This window comes from Candidatus Paracaedibacteraceae bacterium, assembly GCA_019636055.1.
In the GTDB taxonomy this organism is placed as follows: domain Bacteria; phylum Pseudomonadota; class Alphaproteobacteria; order Paracaedibacterales; family Paracaedibacteraceae; genus Paracaedibacter.
In genome coordinates, this window is sequence record JAHBYH010000001.1 from 610,077 (window position 1) to 625,657 (window position 15,581).

The following is a 15,581-nucleotide window of genomic DNA, read 5'->3' on the forward strand; positions in this document are numbered from 1 at the left end:
AATTTTAACAAACCTTTATTGAATCAATTAGCATAACTAGAAATTTTCTACAAGCATCATCTGCTCTCTTGCGGTAAATAGTCTGGATTTTTATCTGGCAAAAAGAACGCTAAAACAAACGATGTCAGGGATATAAAAATAACAACAATCATTGCGTTTTGATAATCCTCAACCCTGTACTGTGGCAACCCATTATCTGCCATTTGACCGTCCCACATGATCTTGATCAACCAACCGACAAACTGTTGAACAAAAGCAGCCCCTAACGTCACAATAAAATTCAAAAAACCTGTAACAGTTGCAGCCACTCGAACATCATTTTCCTGACACGTTTTAGAAAAACATAAAATCTCTGCTCCAACAGCAACACCTAAAGAAACCAACAAAACTGACAGCGTAGTCTGGGACAATTCAGGAGCAAAAACAATCACAGAAATCAGCGTCGTTACCAAAGCAGCAGCAGCGCCAATCACTAACCGTACTCCTTTTAAGAGATTACTCACCAACGCTACAAAAATCACACCGCCACATGTTCCCACATAAGCCCAAGACAGAATTGTTGCAGCAACATCCTTAGCCAAGTCATACTTTAATGTCAAGAACGGCACGCCCCATAAATCCGCAAAAACAGAAATAGGCAAATACATGCCCAAAGCTGTAATCGCATACATCCAAGCGAATCGACTTTTGAGAACATCTTTAATTTGCTGAATAACCTCAGACCGAGATACAACACGAACGCGCTCAACTTCCTTATCTCGCAGGAAGAATATATTAACAATTAAAACGATTCCCCCTAAAAGGGTCAAATACCATAACGCTGATCGCCAACCAACAGCATCTGTTAATTTTGCCAGTGGTGCATAGCCCAAGATTGCCCCTGCGGTTCCCATCAAAATTGTTAAAGCAAACCATGTTGCCTTTTGGGATACTGGAAACCAATCACTTGCAATTTTACTAACACAAATAAAACCAGCAGCACTTCCAACACCAATTAAGGCTCGGCCAGCAAACGCTACAAGCAGACTGTCAGTCATTGAGATCGCCCCAACCCCCAGAACACACGCGACAAGGGAATATAAAATCAACTTCCGCGCCCCAAACAAGTCTGACAAAACACCAATAGGCACCTGAACCAAAGCATAAAAGAATGTGGTCGTTGCCACCAGATATCCCAGCCATTTGGCATCCAGTGTAAAGGCAAACATAAGGTCATCGACCATGACACTAGGGGATACCCGAATCAAATACTGATAAAGATAATAGGAAACAGCAACAAACCAGACAATAAGACCGCGCTTATAAAGTAGTGTCATTTTTTTTCATCTGTAAAGACAAGTAGCTACATCTTACATGCGCCAGAATCGCCGGTCAATTTTATTTAACACGCCCTAGGTTTTTATCCGGCAAAATAAATGAGGTGACAAAGGCTATGACTGAAACAATAACAACGATTGTCAAAGAAGTCTCATAATCAGACACCCTATAAATCGGCGTCCCCATTTCATTAACCGTGCCATCCCACAAAAGCTTAATCACCCAGCCAACAATTTGTTGAGCAATCGCAGCACCAATATTGACCACAAAATTCAAAAACCCAGTGATGGTTGCGGCAACAGCAGGATCATTCTCTTGGCAAGCTTTAGAAAAACATAAAATCTCAGTGCCGACACAGACCCCCAAACACATCAACATAATCGACAGTGTTAACGGTGAAAGATCCGGGGCATATAAAACAATCCCCATAAATAAGGCAACAAGTCCGACCGAGAATCGGATAATGAGTCTCACACGCCCAATTAACTTGTGGAGCCACGCAATAAACAAAACACCCCCACAGGTCCCGACATAGGCCAGCGACAGAATATTCGCTGCCTCTTCTCGTGACAAACCATACTTTAGAATCAGGAACGAGACGCCCCACAGATCTGCAAAAGCTGAAATTGGAATATAAACACCCAAAGCCATAAAGGCATATAACCACGTAAATCGATTTTTGAAGACAGATTTAACCTGAAGAATCAGTGCACATCGATCCAAAGGTTGGTGGTGTTTGCAAGGCTCACGATCTTTTAAGAAAATGTGATTCAAAACATAAACAGCACACCCCGCGTAGACCAAATACATCAACGACTGACGCCATCCGACCATATCGGTTAACTTGGCCAATGGAGCATAGCCCAAAAGCGCCCCGGCCGTCCCAACGAGCATCGTCATAGCAAACCAAAATGCTTTTTGTTTGGGGGGAAACCATTCGCTGGCGATTTTACTGACACAAATAAAACCGGCGGCACTGCCCAAACCGATCAAAGCACGCCCAACAAAAGCCAAGGCGAGATTTTCCGTCCACGCCACCGCGCCAACACCAAGAACACACGCAAGGATCGAGTAAAGAATCATCCTGCGCGCACCAAATAGATCAGAGAAAAAACCGATGGGAATTTGAACAAGAGCATAGAAAAATGTGGTCGTTGCCACCAAATACCCTAGCCATTTTGCATCGAGTGAGAACGCTAACATCCAATCCCCAACCATCACACTCGGGGAAACACGTAACACATATTGATAGAAATAATAAATTACTGCCACGAACCACACAACGAGTCCGCGTTTATAAAGACCTGCCATACCTAATATTTAACTTGTTGAGTTTGGCAACTATGGTACACAGTATTATTGCTTAAGTCAAATTTAGTTGAATTTGGCTATTTCTAGGACTATACTAAGTCTCATCGGAGAGGTGCCGGAGCGGTCGAACGGGGCGGTCTCGAAAACCGTTGTGCGCGCAAGCGTACCGTGGGTTCGAATCCCACCCTCTCCGCCAAAATACCCCCCCTCAGGTTCGACAGTGAGAAGAAGTGCAGCTTTTTGCGTCAAAAATCAGCTAAGTCATCGAGGTGCAACACCAAAGGTGTAATCACCAAACAACATATTGAAACATCTAAGAAACATGTTATTCTCACCCAAGAACACCTAACAAAAATATCATTATCGCCTCTGACTAATTTATACTGGATATCCCAAACCAAAAAGGTCCAAAAATGAACATAAAACGCATCATCAAATTCCTAATCACTAGTCTCACCTCAATTGCCATAGGCTTTTTGTTAGGACAATCTTTTGAGCGTTTTGTGGATGAAATTGGTTGGTCGGATGCTTTGCATGTTTATCGTATGGATGCGGAACACGGGAACGCAGAGGCACAGTATTATGTTGGACTTTATACCCTAGAGGGTAAAGGGGCAAAACGAGATGATACCGAAGCGTTCCACTAGATATCTCGTTCAGCAAAAACAGGTTACATCCCCGCACAACTAAAACTTGCGTGGATGTACGAAACCGGCACCGGGACACAACAAGACAAAAGCAAAGCAATGTCAATCTACAAAACTGTGGCTGACAGAAAGCTTAGCAATTTATAGGACAAAATTAACGTCTTTTGACACAGTAATCCTCTAATAATTTCACTCAAAATAGAAATACAACAAATATCCCATTCTCTTGAATTCATGGACCACAAGATTTACCATAGTAGAATAAAGAGGGAGGTCGATAGAAAGATACCCCTATCTCAAAAGGAAAGATAAACATGGCTTGGTTATATCTTATTTTTGCAGGCATCCTAGAAGTTATATGGGCGTTCTTCATGAAGAAATCTGATGGGTTTATTCTGATAACCCCGACCATAATCACAATTATCACAATGATCGCCAGCCTTATATTATTATCCATTTCAATGAAAACATTACCGCTTGGCACCGCTTACACTGTATGGACAGGCATCGGTGCCATCGGGGCTTTCCTTGTTGGCATCACTATTCTTGGAGAAACCATAACCCCTCTACGTTTAACAGCAGCAGGATTCATTCTAACAGGCATTATCATGATGAAACTCTCTAGCACCCATTAAAATGACTGATCAACCCTGTCATACTTAAAAACTAACAACAAGTCAGAAGCAACGGATTTAAATGAGTGATACCAATTATCAGAAATATGTTCTCTGGGGCGATTCTTACGGACAACTCAGTTTTGCTGCCAAATACTTATATACGCTTGCGCAACATCGCTCTTAAATTCACCCATATTACTTATTTCTGAATTAGTATTATGATCTATGCCTTAGGTTTCTCAATTAGGTCATAGATTAGAATTTGAGCCAAAAGATCTTGTCCATCTGCCCCTAACTGGAATATCAAACTTAGGGCTTCTTTGACTTTTACTTGCAACGGAGCTCCATCAATTTTGAGAAAGAAATTTACCACAATAAAATGTGATAATTCTCTAAATTGGCTATCGGTTATAAATTTTGAATCAAATAAACTTTGGCAGATTTTCTGAGTCAACTTAGCATTCTCTAGTGTTATATGAACATCTTTTGATACAGTAACTTTTTGATTAATTGCCTCTAGAGCTCCCTTGACATGATCATAAACTTTCTGAGGTGGCAAAGACATGATCAATATTTTTAGCTGACTATCCAATGCTTTAAGATATTGCATAATATCACCACGTTCTAAAAAATCATCTGTTGTGGCATTTATTGCTGCAATACTAGCCTCTGAATAAAAGACCTTATTAGGGTCTAGAATAGAATCAACGAATTGCAGGAACTTATCCTTTGTATATTGATCCATCTTCTTGAATAAATCTTTTGAATGATCACTTATAAATACGCCCATAGATAGATATTTCCTAGAAAAAACTTCTTCGGAAAATCCTTGTTTTAGATCTTCATCAAAAAGTAGCTGTGCTAATCCTGAATCACCACTCAAACCCTCAATAAGCGATTCTCTTGTCACAGATTGATCAGGATGTTGTTGATACAGTCTTCTTAACTTAAGAATACAATCGGAAGCAAACATATTGAAAAATTTCTCCATATTGTAAGAAGAATGCAAATCTAACAAGCCTCGTATAAGATTAACAGCAGATGAAAAATCTTGAGCCTTATCTAATCCAGACTTAAAACGATCCCTAATAACAGGCAGAATGAAATCGCCTGAATATGTTGTGAAATCGGATTTAAAGCCCATGTACCGAGCCCCGGTCATTGACCATAAAGATGAAATAACGTCAGTATCATCTCTTTGATCAGCATCCACTAATCTTTTAAACTCATTCACATACAAATGCGCATCATGATCCACAAATTGTGTCATATGATTCACTGGGGAAGCATAATAGTTACCCACAATATCTATAGCCTGATCTAAAGTCTGAGCTGTTTTCAGATCAGCAAGGACTTGATCTGTATTAACAGGAGATATGGACTCAGATGAGTTATCAAGGATAGATTGACCTTGATCAGGAAGATCCGTTGCAGTACTTATCCCAACAACAGATACTGTCAACAAAGTTGATGCCATAAAGAGTTTTAACATACATCATTCTCCCTTAATTTTTTCGCAACTGGATTATCACTAGTCACAATATTAATCCAAACATATTAAAAAATCACTTACAACCACGTCATTTTTCATATAACAAGAGAAACTTTTTCTTCAGGCAAACATCATATTGACCTGAAATAAATTAACCCTACTTTATCCAAAAAATTCATACGCACGATCTTAAATGCGCAAAACCCCTTCCCAAACGATAAAACTATCACTTGGCTTACAACGAACTCTGAATTTCTCGTCAGGATAAGCATCCCGATGGATGATAATACGCAGTGGAGCGTTATTTTGCCCTTACCTCCTTTTCCTCCTGCAACTTCCCCGTCAGCATCGCCCTCGACAAAAAACAATCATACCATTGTTTTATATCATGTTTTTTTACAACAACTCCCTATTTTTACCAATTATTAAGGGCATTTTTTATTGTCACTGTGATTCACTTAAGCTATAAAGTTGAAGTAAGGCCTATTCGACTAAGCAGGAATACCGTGGCAGAACGCCCTCCAAAATTATATACGTCAGAACGACGATCAACTAAAAAATCAAAAAAACCAAAAGACACAACTTCTTGGATAAAAAAACTATTCGGCTTATTTAAACCGAAGAAAAAAATAGAAAAAAAGAAATCTCGGAATAAAATATCCATTCGTTGGGCGCTCTTTAAACTGTTTCTAACACTGGGTGCATGGATTTTTTCGTTTGGGATCTTGGCAATTCTGTGGTTTAGCTATGACCTTCCGGATGTAGACCAAATGATGGTTAGTTCTCGCAAACCCGGCGTGACCATCCAAGCTAAAGATGGAACGGTGATCGGCACGTATGGTGATTTGTTTGAGGAAATGGTTAAACTTAATGACCTTCCGCCGTATGTTCCTCAGGCATTAATGGCCGTGGAAGATCGACGTTTTTACAGTCATTTTGGGGTGGATGTTATTGGTTTGTTCCGTGCCGCCTATACAAACTATCGCGCAGGTCGTGTGGTTCAAGGGGGGTCAACCGTAACACAGCAGCTTGCTAAGAATTTTTTACAAAATCAGGGGAAATATTCGGTTCACGATCGATCATTCCGTCGTAAAATTCAAGAGGTTATTTTGGCCGTTTGGCTGGAGCTTAAATTCACCAAAGACCAAATTATGACAATGTATTTAAATCGTGTTTATTTTGGTGCAGGAACCTTTGGGATTGAAGCCGCGGCTCAAAAGTACTATTACAAACCAGCAAAACACTTGACTGTTTATGAAGCAGCAACAATTGCAGGGCTTCTCAAGGCACCATCCAGATATTCCCCAAAAAGTAACCCAGAAAGATCCAATGAGAGAGCAACCCTCGTACTGACATTAATGCAAGAAGCAGGCTATATTCCGTCTGTCAAAAAAGCATTGGAACAAAAACACGACGAAATCACCGAGAATTATGTCGATATTAAAAGTAACTCTTACTTTGGGGACTGGATTTACGAACAAATCCCATCGCTTATTGGCTCCTATGATGAAGATTTAGTTGTTGTGACAACTCTTGATCCGTTTATGCAGCAACAAGCAGAGATTGCGACAAAAGCAAAAATGGAAGAACTCGGTAAGAAATTCAAAACAACCGAAATGGGGCTTGTTGCTATGACACCAAACGGTGCCGTTCGCGCCATGATTGGTGGCATGACCTATGGTAAGGGGTTGTATAACCGTTCAACCCAAGCCCTTCGTCAGCCAGGATCAGCCTTTAAACCATTTGTTTATTTAGCCGGTCTGGAAGCTGGCATGACACCGGAGACACTGATTTCCGATGAACCCTTTAGCATTGGCGGGTGGACACCTAAGAACTTTCGGACATATAAAACTGTCGGTGAAATCACAATGGCTGAAGCGTTAAAGAAATCCGTTAATGCGGTAACCGTCCGCATTGCTGCCCATGTGGGCGGCCCTAAAATTGCCGCCGTTGCTCGACGACTAGGCATTACCAGTGACATGATTACGGACCTGAGCATCTGTCTTGGAGCTATGGAAGTCACCCTGCTTGAATTGACATCCGCCTATGCAAGTTTTGCCAACAATGGGAACTTTGTTACCTCCTATGGCATTGTTGAAATTCGCAATAAAAAAGGCGATATTCTGTACCAACATCAAGATCCCGATCCCATTCAAGTCATTAAACCGAATAATTTGAACGATATAAATCGTATGTTACAGAATGCTGTTGCTCATGGAACAGGACGCGCAGCCCAAACAGCCTATCCAACCGGAGGAAAAACAGGAAGTAACGGCGATAAGGATGCTTGGTTTGTCGGATATACATCGAATTTAGTTGTCGGTGTCTGGACAGGAAATGATAATAATGCACCAATGATCAAAAACTCTACGGGTGGTCGCATTCCCGCTCAGACCTTTGGGTTGTTCATGAAACCTGTCTTAGAGGCAAACCCACCAAGTACAGCCATTGTAACAGCCCCGATCCAAGCAGCGAATGATAATGCAGAAGTGTCATTAGATGAAGGAATTATCCTCGAGGGTGATTCAGGATCCATTGAAAAATCGGCTATTATTGAGGATTCATCAGAGATTGATGCCCTATTAAATCAAGTTGCCGAAGAATAATTTGCGCTTGAGTCAAAAAAACACTGGACAATATCGGTGATTTTTTTTATACATTGTATATGTGTTGGCCCGGATAGCTCAGTTGGTAGAGCAAGGGATTGAAAATCCCTGTGTCGCTGGTTCGAATCCGGCTCCGGGCACCACGTTGTAAGATCTCTTGAAAATTGATTTATCTCACCTATATTCTAATTGTAGTGCTTATAAACAACTAACGATGAGCAGGTTGAATGGGCGTAGATCCAGAAACATTTGTTGCTTTACATCATAAACTTGATGCCCTTAAAAAAAAGCATAACGAGCTTGACGCTCGCATTGATGAATTATTGCAACAACCGAATAGGGATGACCTTGCTATCCATCGCTTAAAGCGCGAAAAATTATCATTAAAAGATCAAATGGCAAAAATTGAAGCCGAGATGGTTCCCGATATTATCGCCTAAAACGTTCTCTCAACTAAAATATGGCCGATTCTTTATAAATCGGTTATGCAAGCAAAACAACATCACTCACGTACTAGGTGTATGCTTCGTTTCTTGTTTTTGTAGTTAAATTAAAATTATCTAGCTATATAAAGTATGATGATCCCCATATATTGAATAAAAGGGACGATATTGCCCCCTATTATATCATCCTTGAAAATGCTTAGACAAATTTTCATCCAGATTTTGCTTTAACGCTTTGAGTCCTTCCGGGGTTAAAGACTCACAACGACCAACCAAAGCCGGCTGAGTATTCGATGCACGAATTAACCACCACCCATTTTCGTCTTGATAGCGCAAGCCATCAATATCTGAAAAGTCAATGCCCCTAGCTTTGAAATCTTGAACCATAGCACCAATCACCGAAAATTTTAATTCATCAGGGCACTCAATACGCAATTCCGGGGTTGAAAAGAACACAGGCAATTGATCATATATCTCGGCACACGATTGACCTGCTCCCTGCAAAATATTAATAAAGCGGACAGCTGCATAAATAGCATCATCATAACCGTAATACTGATCGCTAAAAAAGATATGACCACTAACCTCACCGGCCAAAGCCGCTTGCTCTTCCTGTGCCATAATCTTGACAAAAGAATGCCCAGTACGACACATTAAAGCCTGTCCGCCCAATGCTGGAATCAAATCATAAAAAGCCTGACTTGTCTTAACATCACCAATAATTTTTGCCCCCGGCAATCGCGACAAAACCTCTCGGGCGAAAACCATCAGGATTTGATCCCCCATAAAAGCACGCCCTTGTTCATCAAGCACCCCAATACGATCAGCATCGCCATCAAAAGCAATGCCGGCATCGCAGTTATGCTCCTGAATAACGGCACGCAATTGCTCTAAATTCTTATCAACAGAAGGATCCGGGTGATGATTTGGGAAGTTGCCATCAATGTTACTATTAATAATGATATGATCAGCATCAATATGCTGAACCAGAAGTTCGACAATTTCGCCGGCAGCACCGTTCCCCGGATCCCAAGCTAACTTTAGCCGGCTACCAGGCTTAATATAATCCTGAACTAACCTTTTAACGTACGACTCACGCACATCAATATGTTCAACGTCGCCGAGTTGATCAGATTTAATAAAGGCCTGATGCGCCAAATCCCGAATCGCTTGACCAAAAAAAGGACGAGTCTTCAAGGTAATTTTAAACCCATTATCATCCTTTGGATTATGAGACCCGGTGATCATAATTCCAGCAAATGCTGGCGTTGTTTTAACTGCATAATATAACATTGGCGTCGGCCCAACACCAATATCAAGAATAGTCACACCTGCCTCACGCAGACCTTGGGTTAAATGGGCATGAAGTTCAGGGGATGACAAGCGACCATCTCTGCCTAAGCAAACTAAAGATTCACCTTGTTGGGATAACCATGTCCCAAATCGACGCCCTACCTCCAGGGCATCTTGAGCAGACAGATTTTTACCAATTGTTCCGCGAATATCATACTCACGAAGAATATGTTGATTAAATTGATAAGTCATAGATCAAGCCTTTTGCATGTACTTTGTGCTTTACACTTATCCTAATACAAGACTTCATAATTTGGCTACAAATGAATCAATATTCTCAAGGGAATGAGTAAAATTAACCCTGAGCTCTGAAATTAAATCTACAGGCCGAATATTCTCTTGCTTTGTCTTGAGCATGATGGACCGAGCCGTTTTCCCAACATCTTTAATCCCAAGATTTTCTGACATTCCCGCAAGCGTATGGGCAAGATTGTGTGTTTTCTGAACATCTTGTTCATGTTCGATCATACCAATCAGTTCATCTGCATCTGTTTTATAGACTTGCAATAGGTTCTGAATAGACTCAGAGCCCAATTGATTTAACAAACTTTTGATATATCCTTGGTCAATTGCTGAAAAGTCAAGATCTGATGTTGTTTTATCTGCAGCCGGTATTGATGCTTGTCCATGATCATCATGTGATAAAGGTTTTACCCCTCCACAGCGAGTCAATATATCAATAATATCTTGCTTAACAACAGGTTTACTCGCAACATCCGTAAAGCCCATATCAAGAAAATCCCGCTTAGACATTGTCATGGTATCAGCTGTGAATGCAACAACGGGCAGTTCTTTAGTTGCTTCAGATGCGCGAATTTTTTTCGTCGCTTCAATCCCATCCATTTCGGGCATATTAATATCCATAAAAACAAGATCAAAATTATTTTGCTCAATTTGTGAAAGCGCTTCGATCCCATTTCTAGCAATTGTGACAGTCTGGCCTAAATTCTGAAGGATTCCTTGAATGACTTGTTGGTTAATGATGTTATCCTCAGCAATCAAAATATTGAGCTGTGGGATACCCAGATCATGATCAGATTGCACAAGCCTTGCATTAGTCTCGACGGTTGGAAACGGCAGCGTAAACCAAAATGTAGATCCTTTTTCAGCACCGCTTTGAACACCAATATCGCCACCCATCAGTGCAACCAATTTCTTACAGATGGACAATCCCAAACCCGTTCCGCCATGAGTCCTTACAGTTGATACACTGGCTTGGGTAAAATCTTGAAATAATTTAGGGATAACTTCTGCAGGAATACCAATCCCAGTGTCACTCACTCTAAAATGCAACATAACATGATCGGATTCTATTGAACTTAACCGTACAGATACTCGAACATACCCCTGATCGGTAAATTTAATTGCATTGCTAATTAAGTTCACTAAGATCTGCTGTAGCCGAACTTGGTCACCAATCAAGTCAACAGGAACATCTGGGTCAACTTCGCAAGAGAAATCAAGACCTTTTGAAACAGCTAATGATTTAAGGATATGCTGAGTATTAGAAAGGATCGTTCTTAAGTTGAATTCAACTTTTTCGATCTCTAACTTACCGGATGCTATCTTAGAGACATCAAGGATATCATTCACAAGCGTTAGCAACATATTGGTCGAGGTTAAAATCGTTTCGACATATTGAAGCTGACGTTCATCAAGCTGTGTATCCATGAGTAAATTCGCCATCCCCATAACACCATTCAATGGTGTCCTGAGTTCGTGGTTTAACGATGCAATAAACTTAGATTTTGTCTGTGATGTTTTCTCAGCTTCTTCGATTGTACGTTCTAATTGATCTTGTAAAACACGATAGGAATTAATGTTAACAACAGTACCAAGAAAGTTATTCAGTGGCTTACAATCAGCTATATGTGATGTAACCAACAACGATAAATAATGACCTTGTTTATGCTTGAGTCGATATTCTATTTGGCGTTTATTGCTTTTACCTTCTCGTCGCTCTTGTATATAGGATAGAACCCGGTCCCTATCGTCAGCATGAAATAAACTCTCCCACCACCCTTGCGATGATAAATTGGGGTCAGTCATGTCATACCCCAACATACTAATCAAACGTTCAGAAACATAAAATTGATCTTCCTGAATAACATAAAATCCATCCAAACAACTTCTAAAGCCATTTAAAATCCATTCTTGCTTTATGTTATCAGGGGTTTTCTCTTCTTCCGAACGCCAAAATACCATGATGTTATCCTTTAATCATACGCCCTAACAAATTGTTCTTCAGGACTAATTGATGATATAGTGCAGCCAAGATATGTAAACAAATCAAAGTGATAAATACTTTCCCCGCATAACCATGGATTTGCCAAGCAACTTTACCCAAATCAGGGTTCTTATCAAAAATTGTTGGAACAGTATATTGCCCAAAAATTGAAATCGGATGTCCTCCGGCCTGAGACATAATAACCCCAGAAACCGGCATCGTGATCATTGCAAGATAGAGAATAGGCGCACTTAATCTTGATAACCACGATTTATCAGGCAGTTCAGGCGTCATAGTCATAAGTCGCCACATAATACGCAAGGTAACTAAGCCAAGAGCAATAATACCAAAGGATTTATGAAGACCGTAGAGCGCAAATTTATCGGGTGAATCCGGCAAATCCGCCATGTATAACCCAACAGATAAAAGCCCAATGATCAAAAGAGCCATAACCCAATGAAAGAGTTTAGACACTAACCCCCACTGATATCGATCATTTTTTAACATAGACCCTCCTTAGAATAGTTGCATTTTAGCTAAATTAGCCGTTATTCTAAGCCTAGATCAATATAGCGTTGAGTAAAATAAAAAATGGTTAAAAAATTTGTTTTTTTTCTACTATCCGTCATAACCTTAACAAACGGTTCGGTTGCAGAACCAGTTTTAGGATCATTCCAAACATCTGACGGACAAATGATTCGTACAGCCAAGTGGGAAGCTAAATCTAAAAAAAGGGGAACATTATTTTTCCTTCAAGGCATGGGTGGTTTTATCGAAGGCTACACCGATTTTGCTCAAAAGATGAATGATTTAGGTTTTGATGTATTTACACTCGACTGGCGCGGACAAGGTGGATCTAGTCGCATCACTGAAAAATCGACCCTTCTTCATATTAATTCTTTTGATGATTATGTTCGCGATTTAGAGGGTTATTTTGCTCAGCAAAAAGAATTTGCTCGCCCTGTTATTGTTGTCGGAAACTCCATGGGAGGGCATATTGCCTTGCGTTATATTTATAACCACCCCAATGCCGTGGATGGATTAATTGCTCTATCCCCTATGGTTGATGTCAATACGAACAAATACCCCTATTTTGTCGCACGAGCCTTAGCTAAATCTTTCAAAAATCTAGGCGGGGCAGAAAAGTTTGTATTCGGGTTCAAAAGTTTTGACTTAGACAAATGTATTGCTAGCTTTGACCCTGACAAGTATGGTGATCGAGGCAAATATATTTCTGACTGCGTCTTTTTGAGTAGCCATCAGGATTTAGCCACAGGGGGGCCTAGCTTCTCGTGGCTCGCTGCAGCATTTGATTCTTGTGATAAAATTAAAGACTATGATTTTGCATCCCGGATTTTAATTCCCGTTTTGATGGTCACCGTTCCAAAAGATCACTTAGTTGATGCGGATGCGCAGCGTGAACTTTGCGCGATTATGCCAAAATGTCGTCAAATTCTATACCAAGATGGGCATCATAACCTTCTCAAAGATCGGGATGAAATTATTGACCGTTTAGTCCACGACATTGACCGTTTCACAAAAGATTTACCATCACTGCAAAAGGGAATTCCACAATCTGTTCTTGTCATGAACCAGATGGACTAAACAAAGCTATAGGGATCTACATCAACAATCACCTGCACTGTTGACGGTAGGTCCTGTGATTGGAGCCAATTTGTTAGGACACGTTGAATTGGAAACAATTTAGGCGCCTTAAATAATAAGCGCCAACGGTGTTTGCCACGCACAAAAGACAACGGAGCTGGTGTTGGACCATACAGCGTAAGGTCGACATGGCGCGGGGCTGTTTGGCCAAGGTGCCGAGCCGTTCTCGCAACAAGATCGGGATTATTAGCAGCTAAGGTAATAGAAACTAAGCGGCCAAAGGGTGGCATACCATGTTCCTGTCGTTCTTGAAGTTCTAATTGGTTAAAATGATCTCGGTTTTGAGAAACCATAGCTTCCATTAATGGGTGATCAGGTTGAAAGGTTTGCATTAAGACTGTCCCGGGTCGCTCTTCACGCCCGGCTCGCCCTGACACCTGATGCAACAGCTGATAAGTCCGCTCAGCACATCTTAAATCACCACCACTAAGGCCTAGATCAGCATCAACAACCCCGACTAACGTAATTAGCGGAAAATGATGACCTTTGGCAAGAATTTGCGTACCGATCAAAATATCCACTTCATGATTGCGAATCTGGGCGACAAGATCATTTAAACCATCAACACTGGTAATTTCATCACTGGTGATAATACGACAGCGAGCATCAGGTATCAGCTTTTCAATAATCTCATGGACACGCTCAACCCCGGGTCCGCAAGGAATCAGTGTATCCTGCTTATGGCATTCCGGACATTCTTTAGGGGTATCTTGTTCATATCCACAATGGTGACAATGCAATTTGTTGGTACGTTTATGATCAACCATCCACGCATCACAGTTCAAACAATTAAAGCGATGTCCACACGAATGACACAACGTCAATGGTGCATAGCCACGGCGATTTAGAAAGAGTATCGATTGCTCTCCCCGAGCCAAAGTCTCATGCAAAGCTTCTAGGAGAGGGGGGGAGATCCATCCTCGAGGTTGCTTACGCATATCAATGGTTTTAATATCCGGTAACGTCGCACTGCCATGACGTGATGTTAAGGTTAATTCTTGATATCGTCCATCGATCACATTCTGAACAGTCTCTAAGGCAGGCGTTGCTGACGCTAAAACTACTGGACAAGATTCCAGGTGAGCGCGCAAAACAGCCATATCGCGGGCATTATAAATAATTTGTTCTTCCTGTTTAAAAGAACCGTCGTGTTCTTCATCAACAACAATAATCCCTAAATCTGGATAGGGCAAAAATAAAGCAGATCTGGCCCCCACAATAACCTTTGCCTCGCCTTTTAAAATCGCCTGCCACGTTTGACGACGAACAGATTCAGGCATATTGGAATGCCATTGTAGGGGGGGGCAACCAAATCGACGTTCGAATCGATCGAGCCATTGATTGGTCAAGGCAATTTCTGGTAGCAGAATAAGAGCTTGCTTGCCTGCTTCAAGAGCTGTTTGAATTGCAGCCAAATAAACCTCAGTTTTACCGGAGCCTGTTATCCCATCCAGCAAAAACGTTTGATACGAATGGTGGCTAACTTTTTCAGAGATTATATTGGCTGCCACCTGTTGCTCATCGGAGAGTAAAACCGCTTGCCTTGCAAAATCGGGCACACCAATTGTAATGGGTTTGCGTGTTTTCTTATCCTCAAAAAAAGGCGGGGAATAGGCAAGCCTCAGGGTGTTCCCCAAAGGCGTCATGGTATAATCAGCGAGCCGTCTTAAAAAATCCCGCGTCACGGCTGGCATTAGCGGCAAATCGTAAACACGCTCAATAGGGCGTGCTTTGCCGGTATAAGGCGTGTTGTCATTTTCCCAGACAATACCAATAAGGCTGCGACCGCGAAAAGGGACTTTAACAAAAGTCCCAAGGGGCAACGGTTCTGGATGGCTATAGGAAAAAACAGAATCCAACGCCACAGGTAATAAGACTGGAATCATCTGGGTCATGATTCCAC

At 41.2% G+C, this 15,581-nt stretch carries 12 protein-coding genes and 2 tRNA genes; 7 read left to right on the top strand and 7 right to left on the bottom strand.

Going from position 1 to position 15,581, the window contains the following annotated elements; translation table 11 throughout:
• Window positions 1-56: 56 nt before the first annotated feature.
• Together KF820_02915 and KF820_02920 are read right to left on the bottom strand one after the other, a co-directional pair.
• On the bottom strand, window positions 57-1,316 hold the full coding sequence (locus KF820_02915) for an MFS transporter (protein MBX3457298.1): 1,260 nt from the start codon (window positions 1,314-1,316) through the stop codon (window positions 57-59).
• Window positions 1,317-1,377: 61 nt separating this feature from the next.
• Entirely contained in the window at window positions 1,378-2,628 is a 1,251-nt protein-coding gene (locus KF820_02920) for an MFS transporter (GenBank protein ID MBX3457299.1), read from the bottom strand.
• Window positions 2,629-2,734: 106 nt separating this feature from the next.
• On the opposite strand from KF820_02920, the gene KF820_02925 reads away from it, so the two are divergent.
• From KF820_02925 to KF820_02935, 3 genes are all read left to right on the top strand, one after another.
• Window positions 2,735-2,824, top strand: a tRNA-Ser gene (locus KF820_02925).
• A gap of 217 nt (window positions 2,825-3,041) precedes the next feature.
• On the top strand, window positions 3,042-3,275 hold the full coding sequence (locus tag KF820_02930; protein ID MBX3457300.1) for a sel1 repeat family protein: 234 nt from the start codon (window positions 3,042-3,044) through the stop codon (window positions 3,273-3,275).
• Window positions 3,276-3,589: 314 nt separating this feature from the next.
• Window positions 3,590-3,910: a multidrug efflux SMR transporter gene (locus KF820_02935; protein MBX3457301.1), complete on the top strand. Its 321-nt coding sequence runs from the start codon at window positions 3,590-3,592 to the stop codon at window positions 3,908-3,910.
• Window positions 3,911-4,115: 205 nt separating this feature from the next.
• Here KF820_02935 and KF820_02940 read toward each other — a convergent pair whose 3' ends face one another.
• Window positions 4,116-5,384: a hypothetical protein gene (locus KF820_02940; protein ID MBX3457302.1), complete on the bottom strand. Its 1,269-nt coding sequence runs from the start codon at window positions 5,382-5,384 to the stop codon at window positions 4,116-4,118.
• Window positions 5,385-5,890: 506 nt separating this feature from the next.
• Here KF820_02940 and KF820_02945 point away from each other — a divergent pair.
• From KF820_02945 to KF820_02955, 3 genes are all read left to right on the top strand, one after another.
• On the top strand, window positions 5,891-7,990 hold the full coding sequence (locus KF820_02945) for a PBP1A family penicillin-binding protein (GenBank protein ID MBX3457303.1): 2,100 nt from the start codon (window positions 5,891-5,893) through the stop codon (window positions 7,988-7,990).
• Between the two features lie 67 nt (window positions 7,991-8,057).
• Window positions 8,058-8,133: transfer RNA gene (locus KF820_02950), tRNA-Phe, on the top strand.
• A gap of 84 nt (window positions 8,134-8,217) precedes the next feature.
• On the top strand, window positions 8,218-8,430 hold the full coding sequence (locus tag KF820_02955) for a YdcH family protein (GenBank protein MBX3457304.1): 213 nt from the start codon (window positions 8,218-8,220) through the stop codon (window positions 8,428-8,430).
• 186 nt (window positions 8,431-8,616) lie between these two features.
• Here the strand turns inward: KF820_02955 and KF820_02960 are convergent, their stop codons facing one another.
• From KF820_02960 to KF820_02970, 3 genes are read right to left on the bottom strand one after another with little or no spacing between them, the layout of a single operon-like run.
• Window positions 8,617-9,978, bottom strand: coding sequence for a phosphomannomutase/phosphoglucomutase (locus KF820_02960; protein MBX3457305.1), 1,362 nt, complete (start codon window positions 9,976-9,978; stop codon window positions 8,617-8,619).
• 54 nt (window positions 9,979-10,032) lie between these two features.
• Window positions 10,033-11,991, bottom strand: a complete 1,959-nt coding sequence (locus tag KF820_02965) for a response regulator (GenBank protein MBX3457306.1) — start codon at window positions 11,989-11,991, stop codon at window positions 10,033-10,035.
• Window positions 11,992-11,995: 4 nt separating this feature from the next.
• Window positions 11,996-12,520, bottom strand: coding sequence for a cytochrome b (locus KF820_02970; GenBank protein MBX3457307.1), 525 nt, complete (start codon window positions 12,518-12,520; stop codon window positions 11,996-11,998).
• Window positions 12,521-12,604: 84 nt separating this feature from the next.
• Between KF820_02970 and KF820_02975 the strand changes: the two genes are divergently transcribed.
• Window positions 12,605-13,618, top strand: coding sequence for an alpha/beta hydrolase (locus tag KF820_02975; GenBank protein ID MBX3457308.1), 1,014 nt, complete (start codon window positions 12,605-12,607; stop codon window positions 13,616-13,618).
• Here the strand turns inward: KF820_02975 and priA are convergent.
• Window positions 13,615-15,573: a primosomal protein N' gene (gene priA / locus KF820_02980; GenBank protein MBX3457309.1), complete on the bottom strand. Its 1,959-nt coding sequence runs from the start codon at window positions 15,571-15,573 to the stop codon at window positions 13,615-13,617. The two genes, KF820_02975 and priA, sit on opposite strands and share 4 nt — an antisense overlap.
• Window positions 15,574-15,581 lie beyond the last annotated feature (8 nt).

What these genes read in the sequence shown, in the direction of transcription:
- KF820_02955 (MBX3457304.1), top strand. Translation starts at nt 8,218, where the DNA reads ATGGGCGTAGATCCAGAAACATTTGTTGCTTTACATCATAAACTTGAT.
- KF820_02935 (MBX3457301.1), top strand. Translation starts at nt 3,590, where the DNA reads ATGGCTTGGTTATATCTTATTTTTGCAGGCATCCTAGAAGTTATATGG.
- priA (MBX3457309.1), bottom strand. Translation starts at nt 15,573, where the DNA reads ATGACCCAGATGATTCCAGTCTTATTACCTGTGGCGTTGGATTCTGTT.
- KF820_02965 (MBX3457306.1), bottom strand. Translation starts at nt 11,991, where the DNA reads ATGGTATTTTGGCGTTCGGAAGAAGAGAAAACCCCTGATAACATAAAG.
- KF820_02930 (MBX3457300.1), top strand. Translation starts at nt 3,042, where the DNA reads ATGAACATAAAACGCATCATCAAATTCCTAATCACTAGTCTCACCTCA.
- KF820_02940 (MBX3457302.1), bottom strand. Translation starts at nt 5,384, where the DNA reads ATGTTAAAACTCTTTATGGCATCAACTTTGTTGACAGTATCTGTTGTT.
- KF820_02920 (MBX3457299.1), bottom strand. Translation starts at nt 2,628, where the DNA reads ATGGCAGGTCTTTATAAACGCGGACTCGTTGTGTGGTTCGTGGCAGTA.
- KF820_02960 (MBX3457305.1), bottom strand. Translation starts at nt 9,978, where the DNA reads ATGACTTATCAATTTAATCAACATATTCTTCGTGAGTATGATATTCGC.
- KF820_02975 (MBX3457308.1), top strand. Translation starts at nt 12,605, where the DNA reads ATGGTTAAAAAATTTGTTTTTTTTCTACTATCCGTCATAACCTTAACA.
- KF820_02970 (MBX3457307.1), bottom strand. Translation starts at nt 12,520, where the DNA reads ATGTTAAAAAATGATCGATATCAGTGGGGGTTAGTGTCTAAACTCTTT.
- KF820_02915 (MBX3457298.1), bottom strand. Translation starts at nt 1,316, where the DNA reads ATGACACTACTTTATAAGCGCGGTCTTATTGTCTGGTTTGTTGCTGTT.